At 71.7% G+C, this 22,683-nt stretch carries 18 protein-coding genes; 6 read left to right on the forward strand and 12 right to left on the reverse strand.

The window, feature by feature from the left end; all coding sequences use genetic code 11:
* Window positions 1-7 precede the first annotated feature (7 nt).
* The 5 genes from cds1 to TR33_RS20875 all read right to left on the reverse strand — a co-directional run bounded on the left by cds1 (window position 8) and on the right by TR33_RS20875 (window position 7,329).
* Window positions 8-1,144, reverse strand: a complete 1,137-nt coding sequence (cds1, locus tag TR33_RS20855; RefSeq protein WP_042284851.1) for an L-cysteine desulfhydrase Cds1 — start codon at window positions 1,142-1,144, stop codon at window positions 8-10.
* A 70-nt stretch (window positions 1,145-1,214) separates the two neighbouring features.
* Window positions 1,215-1,541 carry a tetratricopeptide repeat protein gene (locus TR33_RS20860; protein ID WP_014910171.1) on the reverse strand — a complete coding sequence of 109 codons (327 nt, stop codon included), beginning with the start codon at window positions 1,539-1,541 and terminating at the stop codon, window positions 1,215-1,217.
* Window positions 1,542-1,716: 175 nt separating this feature from the next.
* A complete protein-coding gene (locus tag TR33_RS20865; RefSeq protein ID WP_014912508.1) occupies window positions 1,717-2,247 on the reverse strand; it encodes a beta-class carbonic anhydrase in 531 nt (176 codons plus the stop codon).
* 20 nt (window positions 2,248-2,267) lie between these two features.
* Entirely contained in the window at window positions 2,268-4,766 is a 2,499-nt protein-coding gene (locus TR33_RS20870; RefSeq protein ID WP_042284853.1) for a DNA gyrase/topoisomerase IV subunit A, read from the reverse strand.
* 232 nt (window positions 4,767-4,998) lie between these two features.
* Complete coding sequence (locus tag TR33_RS20875) at window positions 4,999-7,329, reverse strand: glycosyl hydrolase (RefSeq protein ID WP_042284855.1); 2,331 nt, start codon at window positions 7,327-7,329, stop codon at window positions 4,999-5,001.
* A gap of 270 nt (window positions 7,330-7,599) precedes the next feature.
* On the opposite strand from TR33_RS20875, the gene TR33_RS20880 reads away from it, so the two are divergent.
* On the forward strand, window positions 7,600-9,756 hold the full coding sequence (locus TR33_RS20880; RefSeq protein ID WP_042284857.1) for a RecQ family ATP-dependent DNA helicase: 2,157 nt from the start codon (window positions 7,600-7,602) through the stop codon (window positions 9,754-9,756).
* A gap of 101 nt (window positions 9,757-9,857) precedes the next feature.
* Here the strand turns inward: TR33_RS20880 and TR33_RS20885 are convergent, their stop codons facing one another.
* Window positions 9,858-10,793 (reverse strand): carbohydrate kinase family protein, encoded by a 936-nt coding sequence (locus tag TR33_RS20885; RefSeq protein WP_014910637.1) that lies wholly within the window; start codon window positions 10,791-10,793, stop codon window positions 9,858-9,860.
* A 264-nt stretch (window positions 10,794-11,057) separates the two neighbouring features.
* Between TR33_RS20885 and TR33_RS20890 the strand changes: the two genes are divergently transcribed.
* From TR33_RS20890 to TR33_RS20905, 4 genes are all read left to right on the forward strand, one after another.
* Window positions 11,058-13,778, forward strand: coding sequence for a bifunctional acetate--CoA ligase family protein/GNAT family N-acetyltransferase (locus tag TR33_RS20890; RefSeq protein WP_014910451.1), 2,721 nt, complete (start codon window positions 11,058-11,060; stop codon window positions 13,776-13,778).
* A gap of 68 nt (window positions 13,779-13,846) precedes the next feature.
* Complete coding sequence (locus TR33_RS20895; protein ID WP_202421429.1) at window positions 13,847-14,443, forward strand: DUF5998 family protein; 597 nt, start codon at window positions 13,847-13,849, stop codon at window positions 14,441-14,443.
* Window positions 14,444-14,632: 189 nt separating this feature from the next.
* Window positions 14,633-15,457, forward strand: a complete 825-nt coding sequence (locus TR33_RS20900; RefSeq protein ID WP_017533838.1) for an enoyl-CoA hydratase-related protein — start codon at window positions 14,633-14,635, stop codon at window positions 15,455-15,457.
* Between the two features lie 53 nt (window positions 15,458-15,510).
* Window positions 15,511-16,164, forward strand: coding sequence for an MBL fold metallo-hydrolase (locus TR33_RS20905; protein WP_014909536.1), 654 nt, complete (start codon window positions 15,511-15,513; stop codon window positions 16,162-16,164).
* A 9-nt stretch (window positions 16,165-16,173) separates the two neighbouring features.
* Here TR33_RS20905 and TR33_RS20910 read toward each other — a convergent pair whose 3' ends face one another.
* The 3 genes from TR33_RS20910 to TR33_RS20920 form a co-directional block, all read right to left on the reverse strand.
* The gene (locus tag TR33_RS20910) at window positions 16,174-18,027 is read right to left on the reverse strand and encodes a CHAT domain-containing protein (protein ID WP_042284860.1); all 1,854 of its coding nucleotides are present in this window, start codon (window positions 18,025-18,027) and stop codon (window positions 16,174-16,176) included.
* Between the two features lie 184 nt (window positions 18,028-18,211).
* A complete protein-coding gene (locus TR33_RS20915; RefSeq protein WP_014909757.1) occupies window positions 18,212-18,613 on the reverse strand; it encodes a hypothetical protein in 402 nt (133 codons plus the stop codon).
* Window positions 18,610-19,095, reverse strand: a complete 486-nt coding sequence (locus TR33_RS20920) for an RNA polymerase sigma factor (RefSeq protein ID WP_014912418.1) — start codon at window positions 19,093-19,095, stop codon at window positions 18,610-18,612. The genes TR33_RS20915 and TR33_RS20920 overlap by 4 nt, the downstream gene beginning before the upstream one ends.
* 415 nt (window positions 19,096-19,510) lie before the next feature.
* On the opposite strand from TR33_RS20920, the gene TR33_RS20925 reads away from it, so the two are divergent.
* On the forward strand, window positions 19,511-20,005 hold the full coding sequence (locus TR33_RS20925; protein ID WP_026124874.1) for a DUF3145 domain-containing protein: 495 nt from the start codon (window positions 19,511-19,513) through the stop codon (window positions 20,003-20,005).
* A gap of 20 nt (window positions 20,006-20,025) precedes the next feature.
* Here TR33_RS20925 and TR33_RS20930 read toward each other — a convergent pair whose 3' ends face one another.
* The 3 genes from TR33_RS20930 to TR33_RS20940 all read right to left on the reverse strand — a co-directional run bounded on the left by TR33_RS20930 (window position 20,026) and on the right by TR33_RS20940 (window position 22,463).
* Window positions 20,026-20,490, reverse strand: coding sequence for a DUF1707 SHOCT-like domain-containing protein (locus tag TR33_RS20930; protein WP_014913264.1), 465 nt, complete (start codon window positions 20,488-20,490; stop codon window positions 20,026-20,028).
* A 66-nt stretch (window positions 20,491-20,556) separates the two neighbouring features.
* The gene (locus TR33_RS20935; protein ID WP_042284863.1) at window positions 20,557-21,405 is read right to left on the reverse strand and encodes an inositol monophosphatase family protein; all 849 of its coding nucleotides are present in this window, start codon (window positions 21,403-21,405) and stop codon (window positions 20,557-20,559) included.
* Window positions 21,402-22,463: an ATP-grasp domain-containing protein gene (locus TR33_RS20940; protein WP_199806170.1), complete on the reverse strand. Its 1,062-nt coding sequence runs from the start codon at window positions 22,461-22,463 to the stop codon at window positions 21,402-21,404. Before TR33_RS20940 ends, TR33_RS20935 begins: the two co-directional genes overlap by 4 nt.
* Between the last annotated feature and the right edge of the window lie 220 nt (window positions 22,464-22,683).

Genomic DNA, 22,683 nt, shown 5'->3' on the forward strand with positions numbered 1-22,683 from the left:
TCAGGGGTCAGGGGCCGGCCGGCGGCTCCCAGACGCCCTCGGTGAGGAAACGGTCGATGGCCGCCCGGTAGGGGGCGGGGTCCAGGCCCCGTTCCGACACCCAGGCGTCGTCGTAGTAGCTGTGCTGGTAGCGTTCGCCGCCGTCGCAGATCAGGGTGACCACGCTGCCCCGGCGTCCCTCACGGAGCATCCGGGCGACCAGGTGCCACACGCCCCACAGGTTGGTCCCGGTGGAACCGCCCGCGCAACGTCCGGTCAGATCGTTGAGGTGGCGCATCGCGGCGATGCTCGCCGCGTCGGGGACCGGCATCATCAGGTCGATGACCGAGGGGACGAAGCTCGGCTCCATCCGGGGGCGCCCGATCCCCTCGATCCGGGACGGCATGCCGCTGGAGTGGTCCGAGGCCCCCGTGACCCAGCCGGGGAAGAAGGCCGAGTTCTCCGGGTCCACGACGGCCAGCCGGGTGTGCAGCCGTCGGTAGCGCAGGTAACGACCGATGGTCGCCGACGTGCCGCCGGTGCCCGCCCCCACCACGATCCAGTCCGGGCAGGGGTGCCGCTCCATCTCCAGCTGCTGGAAGATCGACTCGGCGATGTTGTTGTTCCCCCGCCAGTCGGTGGCCCGCTCGGCGTAGGTGAACTGGTCCATGTAGTGGCCGCCGGTCTCGGCCGCCAGCCGCTCGGCCTCGGAGTACATCTCGGGCGGGTGGTCCACGAAATGACAACGGCCCCCGTGGCGCTCGATCAGCGCGATCTTCTCCGGGCTGGTCCTGCGCGGGACCACCGTGATGAAGTCCAGGCCCAGGAGACGGGCGAAGTAGGCCTCGGAGACCGCCGTCGACCCCGAACTGGCCTCCACGATCGTGGTGTGCTCGGTGATCCAACCGTTGGCCAGCCCGTACAGGAACAGGGACCGGGCCAGACGGTGCTTCAGACTGCCGGTGGGATGGACCGACTCGTCCTTCAGGTACAGGTCGATCCCCCACTCCGGGGGGAGGGGGAACACGTGCAGGTGGGTGTCGGCCGAACGGGTGTCGTCGGCGATCACCTTGCGCACCGCCTCGTCGGCCCACGCGCGCGCGGGGTTCGAGGAACGGTCGACCCACGCTGAGTCGGGTCCGGGGCGGTCGGATGTGGGAGCCATGACCGCAGGGTAACGCCCCCGCCGGGGGAGAGGGGCCGGGCCCTCGGGTTCCGGCCCCGGACGGCCCCGGTCAGTCCAGGGAGCCCCCGGACATCACGGCGTACATCCTTCGGTAGGTCGCCGCCTCCTCGTGGCGGCTCTGGCGTTCCAGGGTGCGGGCGAGCGCGATGTGCGCCCAGTGGTCCACCGGATCCAGTTCGATCAGGGACCGGAAGGTCGCCTCGGCCCGGTGGAGCTGGGCGGAGAGGAAGTAGGCGCGCCCCAGGAGCTCCAACAGGGAGCGGCTGCCGGGCTCGTTCTCGACCACGGGGGCCAGGATGCGGGCGGCGTAGATCGGGTCGCCCAACTCCAGGTAGATGCGGGCCTGGTTGTAGGTGTCGTAGGTGCTCTCTTCCACGGTGCTCCTCTCGACGTGTCACACCGTTCGGGGACAACGGTCGCCGAGGTGACCGTGTTCCCCGGGCGGAGGACGAGACGGGCGGGGCCGTACCGGGAGGCGGCCGTGATCCCACGCCCACCGGAATGATCCCCGGCCCCGTCCGTCTCGACACCTCAGGGCGCCCGGAGCACGCTCACAGACCGGTCGGGGCGACCCGTCCGGTGTCCACGTCGTAGATGGCGCCGGTCACCGGCAGACCCGCGGGAAGCAGCGGGTGGTGACGGATCCGCTCCAGGTCGTGGGCGAGCGCGCCCAACTGGTCGTCGTTGGTGTGGAATTCCAGGCTGCGGGTGTCCACGCCGTACTCCTCCTGGATGAGGTCGTGCACGGTGTCGTCGCCCGGGACCGAGGCCATCTTGCAGTTGGTGTGCGGCAGGATCAGCACACGGTCCACGCCCAGCAGGTACACCGCCAGGACCAGGGTGCGCAGGGTGTCGTCCGTGACCCGGGCGCCCGCGTTCCGCAGGATCTTGGCGTCACCGGGCTTGAGGCCCAGCATCTGCAACGGCTCGATGCGCGAGTCCATGCACGTCACCAGGGCCAGACCGCGGGCGGCCACGGGCTTGAGGCCGGCCAGCGAGTAGGTCTCGGCGTAGGAGGCGTTGGCCTCGAACACGTCGTCGAAGGCCCCTGGGGGGACGGTGCCGTTCTCGTTCGAGCTCATGATGGTTCTTCTCCCTCGTCTCAGGCGCCCTTGTCGGGGGCCGTGATCCCGCTGTCGGTCTGTCCGGTGCCGACGGTGGTGATGGCACGCGGCAGTGCCTCGCCCGAACCGTCGCGGCGCTCGCTGGGGTCGGGCAGCCGGACCGGCTTGCCGTCGGCACGCGAGGCCCGGGCGGGGGAGCGTCCCACCCACGCGAACAACAGGGTGTCCTCGCCCTTGAGATAGCGGTGACAGCGCACACCGCCCGTGGCCCGTCCCTTGGTGGGGTAGGCCTCGAACGGGGTGACCTTGGCCGACCCGGCCTGCGTACCGGCCAGGGCGGTGCTGTCACCGGAGACGGTCACCACGACCGAATCTCCAGGGCTCGGAACCGCACCGAACCACAGTACGTGGGCGTCCTCGGCCAGACGTACACCGGCCACCCCCGTGGCGGGGCGGCCCTGGGGACGTACGGTGCCGGCGGAGAAGCGCAGCAACTGCGCCTCGGAGGTGACGAAGGCGAGGTCCTCCTCACCGGTGGACAGCTGGGTCGCCCCGATGACGCGGTCGTCGTCCTTGAGCGTGATGATCTCGAAGTCGTCTTTGTTGGGCGGATAGTCCGGGGAGACCCGCTTGACCACACCGCCCCGGGTGCCCACGACGAAACCGGGGCCGTGGGCGTCCATCGACACCACGGTGACCACCGACTCGCCCTCGTCGAGCTGGACGAACTCGCCCACGTCCAGGCCCGAGGCCAGGGGCGGGCGCTCCTGCTCCTCCTCCGCCGACGGTTCGGGCAGCTCCGGCAGTTCCACGACCGGGACACGGATCATCCGGCCCAGATCGGTGACCAGGCCGACGTCGGAACGCGAGGTGGTCGGCACCGAGACGTGGATCGCGTCGTGCGGCACGCGCAGACCCTCGTGGGGACGCGGCAGGGCGGCGCCCTTGGTACGGGCGATGTGCCCGTCCACACCGAACACCACGTGGCAGGGCTGGTCGGCCATCTCCAGCGGGATCACCGCGGCGCGGGCGGCGCCGTCGCTCTCGCGCAGACGCGTCCGGCGAGGCGTCGCGTACTTCTTGGAGACCTCGTTGAGCTCCTTGGACACGACCCGACGGAGCTTCTTGTCGGACTCCAGGATCGAGGTGAGGTCGTCGATCTCCTGGTTGAGCCGGTCCCGCTCGGTCTCCAACTCCAGCCGGTCGAACCGGGTGAGGCGGCGCAGCGGGGTGTCGAGGATGTAGCGCGCCTGGATCTCCGACATGTCGTAGGCGCCCATGAGGGCCTCGCGCGCGGCGGCGGTGTCGTCGGCCTCGCGGATGAGGGCGATCACGCGGTCGATGTCGAGCAGCGCCATGAGCAGGCCGTCGACCAGGTGGAGCCGTTCCCGACGCTTCTTGCGGCGGTACTCGCTGCGGCGGCGCACCACGTTCAGACGGTGGTCGACGTAGACCTGGAGGAGCTCGCGCAGCCCCAGGGTCTGGGGCTGGCCGTCGACCAGCGCCACGTTGTTGATGCCGAAGGACTCCTCCATCGGCGTGAGGCGGTAGAGCTCCTCCAGCACGGCCTCGGGGTTGAAGCCGTTCTTGAGCTCGATGACCAGCCGCAGGCCCTGGTTGCGGTCGGTGAGGTCCTTCAGGTCGGAGATGCCCTGGAGCTTCTTGGACTGCACCAGCTCCTTGATGCGGCTGACGACCTTCTCGGGGCCGACGCTGTAGGGCAGCTCGGTGATGACCAGGCCGGTGCGCCGGGCGGAGACCTTCTCGATCGACACGGTCGCCCGGGTCTTGAAGGTGCCGCGACCCTTGCGGTAGGCGTCGCGGACGCCGTCCAGCCCCATGATGGTGCCGCCGGTGGGCAGGTCCGGGCCCGGGACGAACTCGGTGAGCTCCTCCAGGGTGGCGTCGGGGTTGGCGATCAGGTGCCGGGCGGCCGCGATCACCTCGCCCAGGTTGTGCGGGGCCATGTTGGTGGCCATGCCCACGGCGATACCGGAGGCGCCGTTGACCAGGAGGTTGGGGAAGGCCGCGGGCAGGACCTCCGGCTCGGTCTCCTGACCGTCGTAGTTGGGCTTGAAGTCGACGACGTCCTCGTCGATGGAGGAGACCAGCAGCTCGGCGGCGCTGTCCAGGCGGGCCTCGGTGTAACGCATGGCGGCGGGGGCGTCGTCGCCGCCGAGCGAACCGAAGTTGCCGTGACCGTCCACCAGCGGCACGCGCATGGCGAAGGGCTGGCTGAGGCGCACCAGGGCGTCGTAGATGGCCGAGTCGCCATGGGGGTGGAGGCGGCCCATCACCTCCCCGACCACACGGGCGCATTTGACGTGTCCGCGGTCGGGCCGCAGACCCATCTCGTTCATCTGATAGAGGATCCGCCGTTGGACGGGTTTCATGCCGTCCCGGGCGTCGGGAAGAGCGCGTTGGTAGATCACCGAGTACGCGTATTCCAGGAAGCTGCCGCGCATCTCCTCGGAGACGTCGATGTCGATGATCTTCTCGGCGAGATCCTCAGGGGGACGGGAAGTAGTACGGGCCATGTCCGTAATTCTGGCGTGCCCCGGTGACTGAAACGTACACGGATGAGCGGTCGGGCGTGTGTGAGCCGCGCGGCACCCGGGTTCCGCCCCTGTTCCGGGCGGGATCCACCGCGTCCGGAACAGGGTGGGGTGGACGTCTCCGACCGGTGTGTCGGCCCCTCGGTCGGCCTCGGGAACGACGGGAGAGCGTCCCCGCCCGGGGCACGGGGCGGGGACGCTCGGATCGGTTCGGTCAGTTCGTCACGGCGACCTGACGCGCGGGGACCTCCAGGGAGGTGCCGTCGGAGAAGGTGACGGTGAGCGCCTCCGAGGCGGGGTTGAACGCCGTGTAGGTGCGCTCACCCTCCTTGTCGAAGACCGCGTAGTGCGCGGTGTCGGCGGTGACGGACACGTCCACGGTCCCGAACGCGGCGAGCGTGGAGACCCACTGGTAGGTGTGCGGCACGGAACCGCCGGCCTCCGGCTCGTAGGTGTCCCACTGCTCCTCGAACATCCTCAGGGCGTCATCGCCGTCGGAGAGGGCGCGGTGGGCCCAGTGGATGTCGCGCCACACGTCCGGCTCGCCACCGATCTTGTCGACCAGGGAGTCGTAGACCGCCCCGGCGTGCTCGGGGTCGTGGCCCAGGTACAGGGAGCCCGCGGTGATGGGCAGGTAGTTGATGCCGTAGTGCTCCTCGTGGCCGCCGTCCCACCAGATCCGGTAGTCGCCGCCGTCGCCCCAGACCATGCCGACCACGTCCTCGGGGTACTCCTCCGGGAAGGTGCCGCCGCCCTGGTTCTGCCAGTAGCGGGCGACGGTGGAGGCCTGGGTGGTGTGCAGGTAGACGCCGAGGTCGCGCAGTTCCTCGTCTCCCGTCAACGCGCCGAAGTGGGCGGTGGCGGCGGCGAAGTGCATGCCCTCGGAGGAGGACTCCTGGTTGTTGCCGGAGGCGAAGCCGGCGTGACCGGAGGCCCAGCCGTGTCCGGCGTAGGGCGAGAAGGAGCGCAGACGGGGGAACATCTCGCTGTCGGGGTCGGTCCCGGCCACGTCCTCGATGAGCAGGCGGATCATGCCGCCCCAGGCGTCCTCGTCGGCCCACTCGGCGTCGTAGCGGGCGACCATGGCCGCCGCCGAGACGAAGTAGCCGTAGTGGAAGTCGTGGTCGTTGAGTTCCGTTGCGGCCCCGAAGCTGTCGGGGAAACCGAGCATGGCGCCCCATTCGGCGTCGTGGTGGAACTGGCGGGCGCCCCCGACGGTCAGCCAGTCCTCCAGACGGCCCTTGACCAGGCCCAGGAGTTCGTCACGGGCCTCGGTGCGCCCGATCGAGTCGGCGATGGGCACGAGCTGGGCCAGGCGGCCCATGGCCTTGCCGTCCCAGTAGGTGTCGCCGGGTTCGGGGAAGAGCTCCTCCTCGGCCAGGACCTCGTCGATCAGCGCGGCCATCCGGTCGTGGTCGGCCTCGTCGACGGTGGGCAGCGAGGGCATGATGCCCTGGGTGGTGAGCGCGGTGGTGAAGGACGCCCCCTCCGACACCCGCATCTCGCCTCGGGGCGAGGCGTAGGTCAGGTCGGTGAGGTCTCCTGTGGCGTTCTCCCACTGGTGCGGGTAGAGCGCCATGAGGGTGCCGGTCTCCTCGCCCTCGCGCGCCTCGGTCTCCAACCGGTAGGTGCTGGTCAGGGTGGCGGCCGACTCGTCGTAGTCGTACTCCACCACGGAGCCGGTGACGAAGGAGTGGGCGTAGGGGGCGAAACGGTCCAGGTCGTCGGGGGAGGGCAGGAGCGCCGCGGAGTAGTACCCCTCGTCCCCGGTGGCGGCGGTGAGGGTGTCGCCCTCCAGGGTCCAGGGGGCGTCCGAGGGCGAGAACAGGGCGTAGTGGCGGCCGTTGACGGTGACTCCGACGGTCGAGCCGTCCTCGTGCCAGACCTCGGGTGCGCCGTCGAAGGTCACCCGGGCGTCCGCTCCGGAGGTCTCGGCGTAGGCGAACGGCAGCCCTTGGCCGAGGGTGACGCGCAGGGTCGGGCCGCCGCCCTCCCAGTGGGCGGTGACGGTCCAGTCGCCGTGGTCGGCGGTGCGGGTGTCGGGGGAGTCCAGGCCGGTCACGCCCAGGGTGAGGTCGGAGGCGGCGGTGTACTCGTACTTGAGGTCGTCGCCGACGAGGGTGGGCGTATCGGAGTGCCCCATGTCCAGGCCGCCGGAGTGGGGCAGGAAGTTGAGCGGGTGGGCGAACAGGTTCTCGCCGTAGGGGTTGTCCGGGTAGCGCTGGAAGATCAGCGAGGACCACCACTCGTTGGTGGGGGCGGGGCCCTCGAAGTCGTCGGTGACCTTGGGGGAGACCGGGGCGCCGTCGAGGTCGGAGGGGCCGGAGCGTCCTTCGGGAAGGACGGTCGTGTAGCCGCCGGAACCCACGGGGACCTCGGTGGATCCCTCGGCGGAGACGGGGGCGGCGTCGTCCGCCCCCGAACCGGTGAGCGCGAGGGCGGAGCCGCCCATCACGAGCGCCGTGGCCGCGGCGAACAGACCGAGTCCGCCTCCGCGGGACCGCGGGCGTCGGTGGGCGTATCGAGCGGGGGAGAGGGGTTTCATATCGTGTGCCTTTCGTGCTTCTCAGCGGGAGGCGAAAGGGAGCGGGAGCGCTCCCATTCGCAGAAGACGGGGCCTTGCGCAAAGTGTTCGGGTCACACCGTGTGAATGCAATGGCACATAACGAGAACGTTTCCGTTCTGTGACCCCGAAGCTCGGATCCGGCCCCGCCGACCCACCGGGCCGCCCGGGGCGGGGGCGCTCCGGCGAAAGGGCGGAACCGTCCCTGTGGACAGGCGCCTGGGCCCCTCCGTCTCTGGTACCAAAGAGGACATGGCCACTCCCACGGACCTCACCACCGATCTCGGCGCCCTGCGCGAACGCGCCGAGGAACACCTCCGAGCCCTGGCGGGGGACGGCGCCCGGCTGCGCGAGGACCAGTGGACCGCCATCCACGCCCTGGTCGCCGAACGACGCCGGGCCCTGGTCGTCCAACGCACCGGCTGGGGCAAGTCGGCGGTGTACTTCGTGGCCACCGCCCTGCGTCGCGCCGAGGGGGCCGGGCCCACCGTCATCGTCTCCCCGCTCCTGGCCCTGATGCGCAACCAGATCGCCGCCGCCGAACGGGCCGGCATCCACGCACGCACCATCAACAGCTCCAACACCACGGCCTGGGAGGAGACCTACGCCGAGGTCGCCCAAGGCCGGGTCGACGTGCTTCTGGTCAGCCCCGAACGGCTCAACAACCCGGAGTTCCGCGACCGGGTGCTGCCCGAACTCGCCGCCGGGGCCGGGCTGGTCGTGATCGACGAGGCGCACTGCGTCTCCGACTGGGGACACGACTTCCGTCCGGACTACCGCCGGATCCGCTCCCTGCTGCACGACCTGCCCGACGGTGTCCCGGTGCTGGCCACCACCGCCACCGCCAACGAACGCGTCACCCACGACGTCGCCGAACAGCTCCAGGCCGGGGACGATCGGGCCGACACCCTGGTCCTGCGCGGCACCCTGGAGCGCGAGAGCCTGCGCCTGAGCGTGGTCGAGCTGCCCGACGCCACCTCCAGGCTCGGCTGGCTGGCCGAACACCTGCCCGAGATCCCCGGTTCGGGCATCGTGTACACGCTCACCGTCTCCGCCGCCCAGGAGACCGCCCGCTTCCTGAACGAGCAGGGTGTGGAGGTCCTCGCCTACACCGGCCAGACCGACCCCGACGAACGCCGGGCGGCCGAGGACGCTCTCCTGGGCAATCGGGTCAAGGCGCTCGTGGCCACCAGCGCCCTGGGCATGGGCTTCGACAAGCCCGACCTCGGCTTCGTCGCCCACCTGGGCGCGCCGCAGTCGCCGATCTCCTACTACCAGCAGGTCGGCCGTGCCGGACGTGGCGTCGAACGGGCCGAGGTGATCCTGCTCCCGGGCCGCGAGGACGTGCAGATCTGGGAGTACTTCGCCGGGCTGTCCTTCCCGCCGGAGGAGACCGTCCGCCGCACCCTCGACGTGCTCGCCGAGGCAGAGGGGCCGCTCTCCCCGGCCCACCTGGAGACCCGGGTGGACCTGCGCCGCACCCGGCTGGAACAGATGCTCAAGGTGCTGGACGTGGACGGGGCGGTGCGCCGGGTGCGCGGTGGCTGGATCGCCACCGGGCGGCCGTGGACCTACGACTCCGCACGCTACGCGCAGGTCGCCGCCGCGCGCGAGCGCGAACAGCGGGCCATGCTCGACTACATCGCCACCGACACCTGCCGGATGGAGTTCCTCCGCCGTCAGCTCGACGACCCCGAGGCCGTGGCCTGCGGACGCTGCGACGTGTGCACCGGGCGGTACTGGCCCACCGAGGTGGACGCGGGCCGGCGCGAGGCCGCCACCGACCACCTGGACCGGCCCGGAACGCCGATCGCCCCCCGACGCCAGTGGCCGACCGGCATGGACACCCTCGGCGTACGTCTGTCCGGAAAGATCCCGCCCGAGCTGCGCGCCGACGAGGGGCGGGCCCTGGGCCGTCTCACCGACATCGGCTGGGGGACCGAGCTGCGCCGTGTGCTCGCCGAGGACGCGCCGGACGCCCCGGTGGACGAACGTGTGCTCCAGGGCGTGGTGCGGGTACTGGCCTCCTGGAACTGGGAGGAGCGCCCCGTGGGCGTGGTGGCGATGCCCTCGCTCACCAGGCCGACCCTGGTCGCCGACCTGGCGTCCCGGCTCTCCTCGTTGGGCAGGCTCACCCCGCTGGGCTCGCTCTCCTACCGCACCGGCCGCGGCCCGGGCACCCGGCGGCACAACAGCGCGATGCGCCTGGAACAGGTGTACTCGGAGCTGGTGGCCGACCCCGAACTCCAGGAGAGGGTGGCCGAGTCGCAGCGCACCCGTCCGGGCCCGCTGCTGCTGGTGGACGACATGGTCGACAGCGGATGGAGCCTGACCGTGGGCGCGGCACTGCTGCGCAAGGCCGGGGCGCCACGGGTCCTGCCGCTCACCCTGGCCACCACCGGCGGCTGATCCGCCGGCCTCGGGCTCCGGCTCCGGTGCCCGAGGCGCTCCCCGCCCGAGGACGAGAGCGGGGCCCGTGGTCGTCGACCACGGGCCCCGCGAAGAACGTGTCAGCGCAGGCGCTGGCCCCTGGGGGCGCCACGGCGCACCGGCTGCCCCTCGCCCAGGTCGGGACGGGCACCGGGCTGGTGCAGGGCGCGGGCGGCCAGCCTGCTGGCCCGGCCCAGGGCCTCTTTGGGGTGGCGGCCCGCCAGCCACGCGGGCAGGAACCCGGCGATGAAGGCGTCGCCGGCGCCCACCGAACCCGGGGACGGATCCACCGGTTCGGCCGGGGCGGTCACACAGTCCTCACGGGTCTTGGAGGCCCACAGTCCGCCCTCCCCGCCGAGCTTGATGACGACGTTGGGGAACCAGGCGGTCAACACCTTGGCGGCGGCCTCGGCGTCGTCGCGGCCGGTCAGCACCCGGGCCTGGTCGACGTTGACGAAGAGCAGACGGGCGCCCTCGGTCCAGTCCAGGAAGTTCTCCGCGCCGGCGCGTTCCAGCGGGGCGTGCGAACCACCGTCCACCGAGATGGACATGCCGCTCTCGCGGGCCATGCGCAGGGCCACCCGGGCCGCGCGGCGCGAGTCGGAGTTGATCAGGGTGTAGCCGGACACGTGGAGGTGGCCGTCGGAGGAGAAGACGTCTCGGGGCAGGTCCTCGGGCTGGAGCCTGGCGTTGGCCCCGGGGTCGCTGAGCATCGTCCGGTCGCCCCTGTGCGTGATCATGACGACGCAGGTGCCGGTCGGGCGCTCGGGGTCCATGACCATGCGCGAGTCCAGGCCGTAGCCCATGAGCTCCATCTCACGCGTACGGCCGGTGATGTCGGAGCCGCGGCGACCCACGAACGTCGTCTCGGTGCCCTCGACCGCCAGCCAAGAGGCGATGTTGGCCCCCGAACCGCCGCCGTACATGACCACCGAGGCGGGGGTGTCACTGCCCCGGGCCAACGGGTGGAATGCGCGCGCGACTGCGTCGGTCATCAGATCACCGATCACGACCACTCGTGTCATTTTCGCCAGCCACCACCGAGCGTTGAGAACCTGTGCCCGCCCGACGTTAACAGGTGAACGATCAGGGTCGGGTAACGAAGTGACAGCGCTCCGGTACGCGGGAACGTCGGCGCCGTCGGGTCCTGGGACCCACTGGAACAGAGTATGCGGAGTCGGGCGGAACCGGCGCCCACGAACCGGCCGTGGGGCGGTGATTTCAGACGGACCGCATGGACTTTCTCCGGATTCGGCCGTTTGTCGTCTAGTCTCACAGTCGTGCAGTCCTACCCGAACCACTGGGAAGCCGACGTCGTTCTGACCGACGGAGGCACCGCGCACCTGCGCCCCATCACCCCTGACGACGCCGACCTGCTGCGCGAGTTCCACTCCAGGCTCTCGCCGGAGACCATCTACTACCGGTTCTTCGCGCCCTACCCCAAACTCTCCGACCGTGACGTCCAACGTTTCACCACGGTCGACTACGAGGACCGTGTGGCCCTGGTCGCCACCATCTCCGACTCCCTGGTCGCCGTGGTGCGCTACGACAAGGTCGCCCCGGAGGAGGCGGAGGTCGCCTTCGTCGTGGAGGACGGACATCAGGGTCGGGGCCTGGCCTCGGTCCTGCTGGAGCACATCGGGGCGGCCGCGCGCGAACGCGGCATGCGCCGTTTCATCGCCGACGTGCTGCCCGAGAACCGTCGGATGATCAACGTCTTCCGTGAGGCCGGGTACACGGCCCAGCAGACCTTCGACGAGGGCGTCATCCGGCTGACCCTGGACCTTCAGCCCACGGACGGCTCCCAGGAGGTCATGCGGGCCCGTGAGCAGCGGGCCGAGTCCCGGTCCATAGCCCGCCTGCTCTTCCCCGAGTCGGTGGCGGTCATCGGGGCCAGCCGCACCGCCCACACCATCGGGCAGACGGCGCTGCGCAACCTTCTGAACGGCGAGTTCCAGGGGCCGGTCTACCCGGTCCACCCCGAGGCCAAGGCCGTCGTGGGCGTGCGGGCCTACCCCTCCATCCTGGACGTCCCCGACCAGGTCGATCTGGCGGTGGTGGCGGTCCGCGCCGACATGGTCGTCGACGTGGTCGAGCAGTGCGCGGAGAAGGGGGTGCACGGTCTGGTCGTGGTCAGTTCGGGCTTCGGTGAGATCGGCCCCGAGGGTCGGGCCCGCCAGGACGAGCTGGTGCGCACGGCCCGTGCCGCGGGGATGCGCGTGGTGGGCCCCAACTGTCTGGGCGTGGCCAACACCGATCCCGCGATCTCCCTCAACGCCACCCTCTCCCCGGACCTGCCCGCCCCCGGGCCGATCGGCTTCTTCTCCCAGTCCGGTGCCCTGGGCCGGGCGATCCTCCAGCGGGTCGCCGAACGCGGGATGGGGCTGTCGACCTTCGTCTCCGCGGGCAACCGCGCCGACGTCTCCGGCAACGACCTCATGCAGTACTGGCAGGAGGACCCCTCCACCAAGGTCGTGCTCCAGTACCTGGAGTCCCTGGGCAACCCGCGCAAGTTCACCCGGCTGGCCCGGCGTCTGGCCAAGCAGAAGCCGGTCGTGGCGGTGCGCAGCGGAGGTTCCGCGCAGGCCACCCCCACCGGTCACGCCGCGGGCGGGCTCGCCCTGCCCGACTACGCCGTCACCTCCCTGTTCCAGCAGGCCGGGGTGGTGCGCGTGGACGACATCACGCAGATGTTCGACGCCGCCCAGCTCTTCGCCTACCAGCCGCTGCCCGCGGGGCCGCGCGTGGGCGTCATCGGCAACTCCGACTCCCTGGAACTGTTGGTCAAGGACGCCGCCGTGCGTCAGGGGCTCAAGCCCCACGAACCGGTCAACCTGGGTCCGCAGGCCACTGCCGAGGACTTCGACAACGCGCTCCGGACCGCCCTGGCCGCCGACGACGTGCACTCGGTCGTGGTGGTGTTCGTCCCGGCCCTGCAACCGATCGGCGACGACGTCGCCCGGGTCCTGCGCGCCCGCTCCCTGGAGTCGGACAAGCCCATCGTCGCCACCTACCTGGCACGCCAGGGGCTGCCCGAGGAACTGCGCCACGTCGGCGACCTCGGCCAGACGCTGCCCGGCTCGGTGCCCTCCTACCCGGCGCCCGAGGACGCGGTGCGCGCCCTGGCCCACGCCACCCGCTACGCCCAGTGGCGCGACCGCAAGCCCGGTCGCCATCCCGAACTGCCCGACATCGACGGCGCCCGCGCCCGCTCCGTCGTCTCCCGGGCCCTGTCCAAGGCCGACGCGGCCAAGGACGAGGTCGCCTGGTTCGGCGGCGAACGCCGCTACGACGAGGAGACGGCGATCTCCAACGAGGACACGCACGAGCTGCTGTCCTGCTACGGCATCGCCGCCTACCCCGATATCCGGGTCCACTCGGCCGACGAGGCCGTGGTCGCCGCCGGAGAGCTGGGCTACCCGGCGGTGGTCAAGGCCGACGCCCCCGACCTGCGGGTCCGCGCCGGAGGCACGTTCGTCCGCGCCGACCTGCGCACCCCCGACGACGTGCGCAGCGCCTACCTGTCCCTGTACGACCGCTTCGGCGGCGAAGCCGAGCTGGTGGTGCAGCGGATGGCGGCCCCGGGCGTGCCCACGGTGGTGCGCGCCGGCGACAACCGCTCCTTCGGTTCGGTGGTCTCCTTCGGGCTGGCCGACGTCACCGCAGAGCTGTTGGACGACCGCTCCTTCCGGCTGGCCCCGCTGACCGACATGGACGCGGCCGACCTCATCCACGCGGTCCGGGCCGCCCCGCTGCTGTTCGGACTGCCGGCGGGCGCCACCTCGCTGGCCGAACAGCCCGACGTGGAGGCCTTGGAGGAGCTGCTGGTCCGGGTGTCCCGCCTGGTCGAGGCCTTCCCCGAGATCGGTTACGTGGATCTGGACCCGGTTCTGGTGAACGCCACCGGCGCCCACGTCCTCGGAGCCCGCATGTGGCTGCGCGAGGCGCCCGAGGTGCGTCCGGACTCCGGCCCCAGGAGGTTGCGCGGGGTGACGTTCTGATCCGGCAGTGGGTCTCCCGTTTCGGTGGCAGGTCGCGAAGTGTCGCCGGAAGGGGGCAGGATAGAGGTATGAGGAAAACACGTGCCGTGCCCACGGACTGGCGGCTGGAGATCGAACGGAGCGGGTACTACCCGGCTCTGGTCATCGACGCCGTCGCCACCACCCTGGGTGATGAGGACGCCGAGGCGTTCATCGTGCACCACGAGGCGACCTTCGACCCGGCGATGGAGATGCGGCGTCACATCACCGTGATGCTGTTGACCGCGACCCGGCTCGTGGTGTGCCACACCGACGAGCACCCACCGACGGAGCCCGGCGGCGCCTCGCACGCCTCCACCACCACCGACAGCATCCAACTGGGCAACGTCCAGTCCGTGGCGCTGACCCGGGTGGTGCCCAACCCGGCCCAGTACACGCCGGGGAGCACCCCCAGCGAACTGGTGCTCAGCGTCAACCTGTCGGTGAACTGGGGTGCCGTCGCCCACATCGACCTGGAACCGGCCTCCTGCGCCGACGAGAGCTGCGAGCTCGACCACGGTTACACCGGTGCCGTCACCGCCGAGCCCCTGACCCTGAGGGTCAGTGAGGCGGCCGACGGGGCCGAGGCCGTCGCCTCGATGCTCCACTTCTCGGACGCGTTGTCGCGGGCGGCCCGGGGAAGGTGACCCGAGGACACGAGGGCCGGGGACCGTCACGGTCCCCGGCCCTCGTGCGTGCGGGGTCGGTGTGGGGCCCGCGGGCCGTGGAGCGCTAGCGTGTGATCCACCCGACACCCACGGACCGTGGGTCGAACGAGTGTTCCGCGCCGTGATCTCGGCCGGCGTGGGCGCCCAACGGAGAAAGGCGAGTCCGCGATGACGCAGCACCCGACGTCCGCGACCCCCTCGGACGACACCCCGCTCGTGCGGTCGAGCGTCGACCGGGCCGTCGCCACGATCACCCTCGACTCCCCGCGCAACCGCAACGCCCTGTCCGCGCGGCTGCGCGCCGGTCTCTTCGAGGCCCTCGGCGCGGCGATGGACGACGACGAGGTGCGCGCGGTGGTGCTCACCGGCACCGGCCCCGTCTTCAGCGCGGGCGCGGACCTCAAGGAGGTCGGCGCCGCCCTCAGGGGGGAGCCGGTCGAGCCCGCGCCCGAGCTGCCGGAGATCTTCGAGCGGATCATGGCCGGCCCCAAACCGGTGGTGGCCCTCCTCAACGGTCCCGCGCGGGCGGGCGGGATCGGCCTGGTCGCCGCAGCCGACATCGCCCTGGCGCCCGCCGAGGCGACCTTCGCCTTCACCGAGGTGCGCATCGGCGTCGTTCCGGCGATCATCTCCCTCCCTCTGTCCGCGCGGATGCACCCCCGCCAGTTCAGCCGCTACCTCCTCACAGGCGAGGTGTTCGACGCCGAGGCCGCGGTCGAGGCCGGGCTCCTCACCCGCGCGGTTCCGGAAGGGGAGATGGAGGAGGAGCTGGAGAACGTGCTTCAGGGGATGCGGGCCGCCGCCCCGAAGGCGCTGGCCCGGACCAAGAAGCTCATCGGCGAGCTCGCCGGCGGGGAGCGGATCCTTCCCGAGCGGCGCGCGGACGAGTTCGCCCGCCTGGGGGAGCTCTCGGCGGAGTTCTTCGCCGGTGAGGACGCGGCCGAGGGGCGGACGGCCTTCTTCGAGAAACGCCCTCCCCGCTGGTCTCGATGAGCCCGTCGTCGACCTGGGTACACCCGCTCTCCACGACAGGTCACAATGGTCGGGTGAGCTACTCCGGAGATACCAGGGTCGGCGGCCCCGCCGACCTGCGCCAACTACCGCATCTGACGATCACCAAGCTGGCCGTGGGCCCGATGGACAACAACGCCTACCTCCTGCGCTGCCGCGCGACGGGGGAGGCGGTCCTCATCGACGCCGCGGCCGAACCCGACCGTGTCCTGGAGATGATCGGGGAGGACGGGCTGGCCCGCGTGGTCACGACCCACCGCCACCAGGACCACTGGCAGGCTCTGGCCGAGGTCGTGGGCCAGACCGGCGCCCGCACGGTCGCCCACCCCGACGACGCCGACGAGCTTCCGGTGTCGGTGGACGAGCCCGTCACCCACGGCAGCACCGTCCCCGTCGGGGACTGCGCGCTCACCGTGATCCACCTGCGCGGCCACACACCCGGATCGATCGCCCTGCGCTACGACGACCCCGAGGGGCACACCCACCTGTTCACCGGGGACAGCCTCTTCCCGGGCGGGGTCGGCAAGACCTGGTCCGACGCGGACTTCCGCACCCTGTTCGGCGACGTGTCCGAGCGTGTGTTCGGCGCTCTGGCCGACGACACCTGGGTCTACCCCGGCCACGGCAAGGACACCACGCTGGGAGCGGAGCGCCCGCACCTGTCCGAGTGGAGCGAGCGCGGCTGGTAGCCGGGCCGTTCAACCGACGTAGCAGCAGAAACCGACCCGTCCGAGATGCGCGGAGACCGCTTCGGACGGGTCGGTCCCTTCGCGCAGGGCCCGATGGAAGTCGTGCACGGCCTCGCCGGTGGGCCCGTCGGGGACCGGCAGCGGGCTCGCCACCACGGTGCGCGTGCCCAGGGAGGTCAGGGCTCCGGCGAACCCGCCCGGTCCGCCCTGCCCGGAGAGGAAGCCGTGTCCGCCCCAGCAGGTGGCCAGGACCACCGTCCTCGGCGCCGAGGGGAGCCGTGTCAGGTCGTGGGGCAGGAGCGGACCGTCGCTCAGCTCCATCCGGGGGCGGAACGGGGCGTTCTCGTCGACGCGACCGTGTCCGGCCAGGTGGGCCAGGTCCGCGCCCGCCAGGGCCGCCAGGAGCCGGCCCCTGCGTACGCTCCGCATGATCCGCGCCTCCGGGTGGATCCCGGACAGGGCGCGCACCTCGGTTCCCGCGCCCTCGGGGCCCGCCGCGGCGGCCAGCAGGACGCGGCGCGGATCCCGGGCGGGGGAGCGTTCCACGCGTGCCCGGGCCGTGGCGACCACGGTGATCGGGCGGTCGCGCGCCCCGGGGAACAGCCCCCAGGGCGGATCGCCGAGGTAGGGCTCCCCGGTGACGACCAGGGCCCGGGCGCCCACGAGGGGCAGGATCGGATCGAGGAGGGCCCGGCCGACCTCGGCCGGGACACGCGGTGGAGCCTCCTCGGTCACCGTCGACGTGTACATGTACCGCATATGGGCGAGCAGCCGACGTATCCGTAGGAGCGGGCCCAACGAGACCGAGTGGACCCGTCCGGCCACCGCGACCAGGGCCAGCGCCCGATGTTCGGCCGCGACGTAGTGCACGAAGGCCCGCCCGTCCAGGGAGGCGAACAGTCGCTCCCGCACCGGTTCGTCCACCGTCCCCGGAGGGGGCGGGGCCGATCGCCCCCGGCGGAGGCGGGCCATCGCCGCCGGCCGGAGCCCTTCGGCCCATTCCAGCGCGGACGAGGGGTCGCCGTGGGCCAGCGCCCGCTCCAACCCGGCACGCACCAGAGGGAGATCGTGTGCCGCCGGACCCGACCGGGGAAGGCCCGGGTCCGTGGACCGCCTTCGCTCGGAGGGCGAGGACGCGCGGACCCGCCCCGTCGGACGGCCGGGCGCTCGCAGGGCGACCCTCTCCAGACGGGAGGCGAGCCGGTGCCAGGCCGTGCCCCGCCCGGTGCGCAGGCGGACCCGACGGGCCAGGTGCAGGGCCGCCCGATGGTCGCCGCACGACAGATGGAACCCGGCCTCCACCAGGGTGCGGGCGGACCCCGGTTCCCCGTCCCGCCAGGGCGACTCCGCCAGGGTGCGCCCCGCCTCCTCGATCAGTCCGCCGGCGAGCAGGGCCTCGGCCAGGTCGGTGCGCAGCGCCTCGCGTCGCCTCTCGGGGACCACCGGTACGAGCTCTCGGAAGGTGCCGATGGCCTCGGCGGTCTCGCCCCGGTACAGGGCCAGGCATCCCTGGTTCTGACGGGCCACCGTGTCGAGCAGGACGAGGTTCCTGGAAGCGGCCAGGGAACGGGCCTCATCCAGGTGCTCGGCCGCGGCGCCGAAACGGCCGGCCAGCGCCTGGGCCAGCCCCAGATCGACGAGCACGCCCGGTAACACCGAAGGGATCTCGGAGACGGGGTGGCCGCGCAGTGACCGATGGAGGTTCTCCAGAAGGGTGACGCCCTCCTCGACGCGGCCCGCTCCGGCCAGCCCGACCCCGAGGGAGATCCGGGACAGCAGGGGGCGGGCGGTGATCAGGACCGCGTGTTCGTCGTGCGATGAGGTGGGGGTGTGCGGGGGATCGGGGAACGCGCAGGGGGACACGTTCGGCCGCCTTTCACCGAGGGGGTCGACCGTCTTCAGTGATAGCAGCGGGAAGGGGAGGGAGGAAGCGTTCGTGTGCTGCCTGTGGACGGCCCGACCAGGGTGGATCTCCGGTTGTCCGGATAAAGGGGGACGGTCTTCTGAAGCGGACCGTCCGGCACACCCGGTTTCGGACGCCCCTTCCTCAGAGGACGAACCAGTCGCCGGCCACGGGCGGGTGGCCCGGGCGCTCCACGGTCAGGGAGGCCGGCCCACGTCGAAGACCCTCCGACCGGAAGCCGCCGTCGACCGTGACGAACAGGCGCGGACACCCCCAGGGGCGGTACAGCCGCACCTCCAGATGATCGAACTCCCCTCTGACGAGACCGGTGAGGGAACGTAGATCCCCTCGTGCCAGGATCAGCGCGTCGATCACCAGACCGTCGAGATCCATGCGCAGGGTCGTCGAGGTCGTGTCCTCTCCGGCGCGGAACAGGGAGTCCGGTTCCGCCCGGCCCCCGAGGAGGACGGGTGCGGGGGCGGCCCCGTCGAGGGAGCGGTCGAAGGCGGCCAAGGCGGCGTCTCGCCCGGGTTCGGATTCGTTCACGGGTCGCGCACGCCTTTCGCCGGGGTCGGCACCACGCCCAGGGACCTGCGGAGCCGGCGGAACAGGTGCCTGCGTTCGCCGGCGGTGGTGCGTCGGGTGATCGGGGCCGCGTCGGGGGAGTCGTCCAGGTAGTAGCGGGCGACACGGCGGTCGGCGGGGTCGGTGAGTTCGTCGATGGCCCGGTGGAGTTCGGTGCGCCGTTCCCTGCTCAGGTACTCGTGTTCGGTGTCGGGCTCGGGCATGGGGTACTCGGCCAGGTCCGAGGGGTCGACCGGGACCGTTCGTCGAAGCGGGTCCCTCTGGCTCGCGCACACGTTCCGGGTCACCCGGCGCAGCCAGGGGCGGAGCAGGTGGGGGGAGCGCAGTCGGGGCAGATGGCGGTTGAGGTTGAGCCACACGGTCTGGACCGCGTCCTCCCGGTCGGGGGTGGAGAGCCCGTAGGAGCGGGCGATCCGGTTGACCATGGGCAGGTGCCGGTCCACGATCCCCTCCCAGGCGCGGGGGTCGCCGTTGCAGGCCCTCAGGACGAGTTCGGCGTCGGAACACGGCGGGAGGTCGGGGCCGATTGTGGCCGGAACCGGGCGAAAAGTGGTGAGAGCATGCCCTGAACCGCCCTTTTGGGGTGTTCGGTGGTGGGGTTTCGGTGGTGGGATGTCTTCGCGAGACTGGTCTGGCACACCCGCCCCCACTATGATCGGACTCCCTGTCACAGCCTGGGGCACACGCTAGCCCCTGTGTGGTCCGGGCATGGTGGGAACGCTGGAAAATACCAGCGTGCGAGATGGTTCTCAGGGTGCCATTGGGGCACAATGGGGCAAAAGGTGTTCAAGCGGGTATGCAACCTTCTCGTGGTACGAGGGCGTCGGGGAAGCGCACTCGTTCGTATCAGGAGGTTCGGTGTCCGCACGTGGCGTCTTGTACGTCCACTCCGCGCCCGCGGCGCTGTGCCCACACGTCGAGTGGGCGGTCGCGGGTGTCGTTGGAGTACCCGTGAAACTCGACTGGGTCGCCCAACCGGCGGCCCCCGGCCATCACCGCGCCGAGCTCAACTGGCAGGGAAGGGCGGGGACCGCGGGAGAGGTGGCCTCGGCGTTGAACGCGTGGCAACGCCTGCGTTTCGAGGTGACCGAGGAGGGGTCGCCCGGCTGTGACGGGGTCCGTTACAGCTACACGCCCTCCCTCGGGGTGTTCACCGCCATCACCAGCGCCGCCGGAGAGGTCCTCGTGCCCGAGGGGCGCCTGCGCGCGGCCATGGAACGGGTCGCCGTGGAGGGCGGAGACCTCGCGGCGGAACTCGACCGACTCACGGGGCGCGCCTGGGACGAGGAACTCGAACCCTTCCGCTACGCGGGCGACGGCGCCCCCGTCCGCTGGCTCCACGCCGTCGGCTGACCTCCGAGCCCCTGGAACCCCTAGGCCGGGGGTTCGGCGTCGCCGGGCCAGATGGCCGAGGCCAGCAGGACCGCGGCCCAGATCCCCAGCGGGACCAGCGGCCAGTACGGGATGAGCTCACCGCCCACCAGACTGGCCGTCGCCCACATGGCGGTCAGCAGCACCCCGGCCCCCGACCACCACCGCCACTCCTCGCCCCATTCGGAGCGGGCCGGGCCCCGGCCCGTCGGCGTGGGCCGAGAGGGACGCTCCCGTTCCCGATGCGGTCGCGGTGCGGGAACGACGAGGGCGGGGGCCGGGATGTCGGCGGTCAGGGAGCGCAGCTCACCGACCAGGACCGCGTTCAGGGCCTCGCCCACCCGACGTTCGTACTCGTCGTGGTCGAGTCGGCCCTCGGTGAAGGCCACGGCCAGACGTTCGATCGTCAGATCGCGGTCGGTGTCCGAGGCGCGCATCAAGTGCGCCGGCAGACGTCGGACCTCCATTTCCCACCCCCTGAGGCGCGAGTCGGTGACCACACGATACGTGGCGCGGACGGCACGCGAAAGAGCTCACGGAGAGCGATTCCCGGAGCCTTCCGGGGACCTCTCCTCGGCCCCTGTCCTCGCAGGTGGAGAGCCCGCCCAGTGGGCCACGGCGCGGCAGGTGGACGGGTCGGCGGCTCCCACCAGACCGGTGTGCTCATAGGGGCCCCGATAGGTGAAGGCGGAACCGTCCAGCAGGGTCACCCGGCCGCCCGCCTCGGACAGGACGAGATCGGGGGCGGCCACGTCCCAGTCGCGCACCGGGACGTCCTTGACGAACAGATGGGCCTCGCCCCCGGCGATCCGGCACAGCTTCAACGAGATGCTGCCGCTCTCCAGATAGGAGCCGTAGCCGAAGTGGTCGTAGACCCGCCGTGCGATCCCGGAGGGTTCGGGGGTGTTGTCGGTGAGGACCCCCTCGCCCGGCGCGGTCGTGGCCGTACGGGGCAGTTCCACCCCGTCGCGTCGGGCCCCGAGCCCGCGCACGGCCGTGTACAGGGTGTCGAGCTGCGGGGCGTAGACCGCCGCCACCTCGGGCCGGTCCCCGATCATCAGGGCGGCCTGGGTGACGTACCCGTCGAAGCCGTGAACGTAGCTGGCGGTCCCGTCGATCGGGTCGATCAGCCAGTACCGCTCCGGCCGGCTCCGCGACAGCGAGTCGGGGTCCTCCTCGCTCACCACCGGGATCCGTCCGTCGATCCGGGACAGGCGCGCGGACAGCTCGCGGTGGGCCAGGGCGTCGGCCTCCGCCTTGAACTGGGAGCCCCGCCAGACCCCGTCGAGCGCGCCCGGGGCGCCGCGCCGTTCGCGCAGGAGCGCGCCGACCTCGGTGACCGCCTCGGCCACCGCCTCCGAGAGCGGGTGACGGCCGCTCATCGCGTACGCGCCGGGGGCACCGGGGCCGCGGGGCCGGGGATCGTGGTCCCCGGCAGGACGAGGCCCTCGCCGTTCCGGGTGGGCAGGGGCGCGGGGGAGAGCCCGTGCGAGGCGAAGCGCTCCTCGTCGAGGAACTCGTCGGTCCACCGTCGGACCATGGTCACGCCCTCCCGCCAGTCGTCGGTGAGCCGCCCTCCCGAACCGAGGGCCTGGCGCAGCAGCCCGGCGATCTCGTCCACCCCGGCCGCGGTGGTCAGCGCGGCGGTGGAGGAGAAGCGGGGGTTGATCTCGAAGATCCGGGGTCGTCCCTCGGCGTCCAGGCACAGTTGCACGTTGAACGGCCCGTCCGCGCGCAGCGCCTCCTGGACGGCGACGCAGGTACGGACCACCTCGGCGTGGCGCCGGGTCACCGCGTACTTGGTGACGCCCTGTTTGAGGAGGACCTCCTTGGGGACGACCGCCTGCACCTCGCCGTCGCGCCAGACGACCACCGACACCGTGTACTCGGGGCCGGTGACGCGTTCCTGGACGATCAGTTCGTCGGCGGCGTATCCGCTCTCGGAGATCGCCCCGGCCAGGTCTCGGACGGAGTCGACGATGGTGACACCGCGGCTGCCCCGACCACTGCGCGGTTTGACGATGAGACCGCCGGGGGCGTCCTCGATCGCGTCGGCGGGCCACTCCGAGGCCGACCAGGTGCGCGGCACCCCGATCGAGGCCTCCTCCAGCCTCCGGGTCAGGACGTACTTGTCCAGGCAGGTCGTCACGAACCCGGCCCGGGGCAGCAGGACGGCGATCCCGTCCTCGGCCAGCTCGCCGATCCGGAGCAGCTCCTCGTCCACGAGGGGGATGACGGCGACCGCGCGTTCCTCCTCGCACAGGGCCCGCATCCGGGGGAGGAAGGCGTCGCTGTCGCCCGGGGGCACCAGGTGGCCGCGATCGGCCAGGTACAGCCCCGGGGCCGTCGGGTCCACGTCGGTGGCCACCACACGGAAACCCTGCTCGCGCAGGCGCAGGATGGTCCCCGGGGTCGGGGCCGAGCCCGCCGTCGTCACGATGACCGTCGGTTCTCCCGAGTCATCCGAAGCCTTCTGTGCCACCGGTGTCAACCCTTCCAGACGTTCGTCGGATCGGTGTGGTGGGGATGGACCGAGCGTAGACCGAAGGGGCTCGCGGCGACCCCTGTTTGGCCGGATCCGGCTCACGGGACAACCGAACCCGGCTCTCGCGCGTGTATCCAACGACCCCGGGAGGAAAAGGGTCGAGGGTGGGGAGCGC

The organism is Nocardiopsis alba, assembly GCF_000710955.1.
GTDB lineage: Bacteria > Actinomycetota > Actinomycetes > Streptosporangiales > Streptosporangiaceae > Nocardiopsis > Nocardiopsis alba.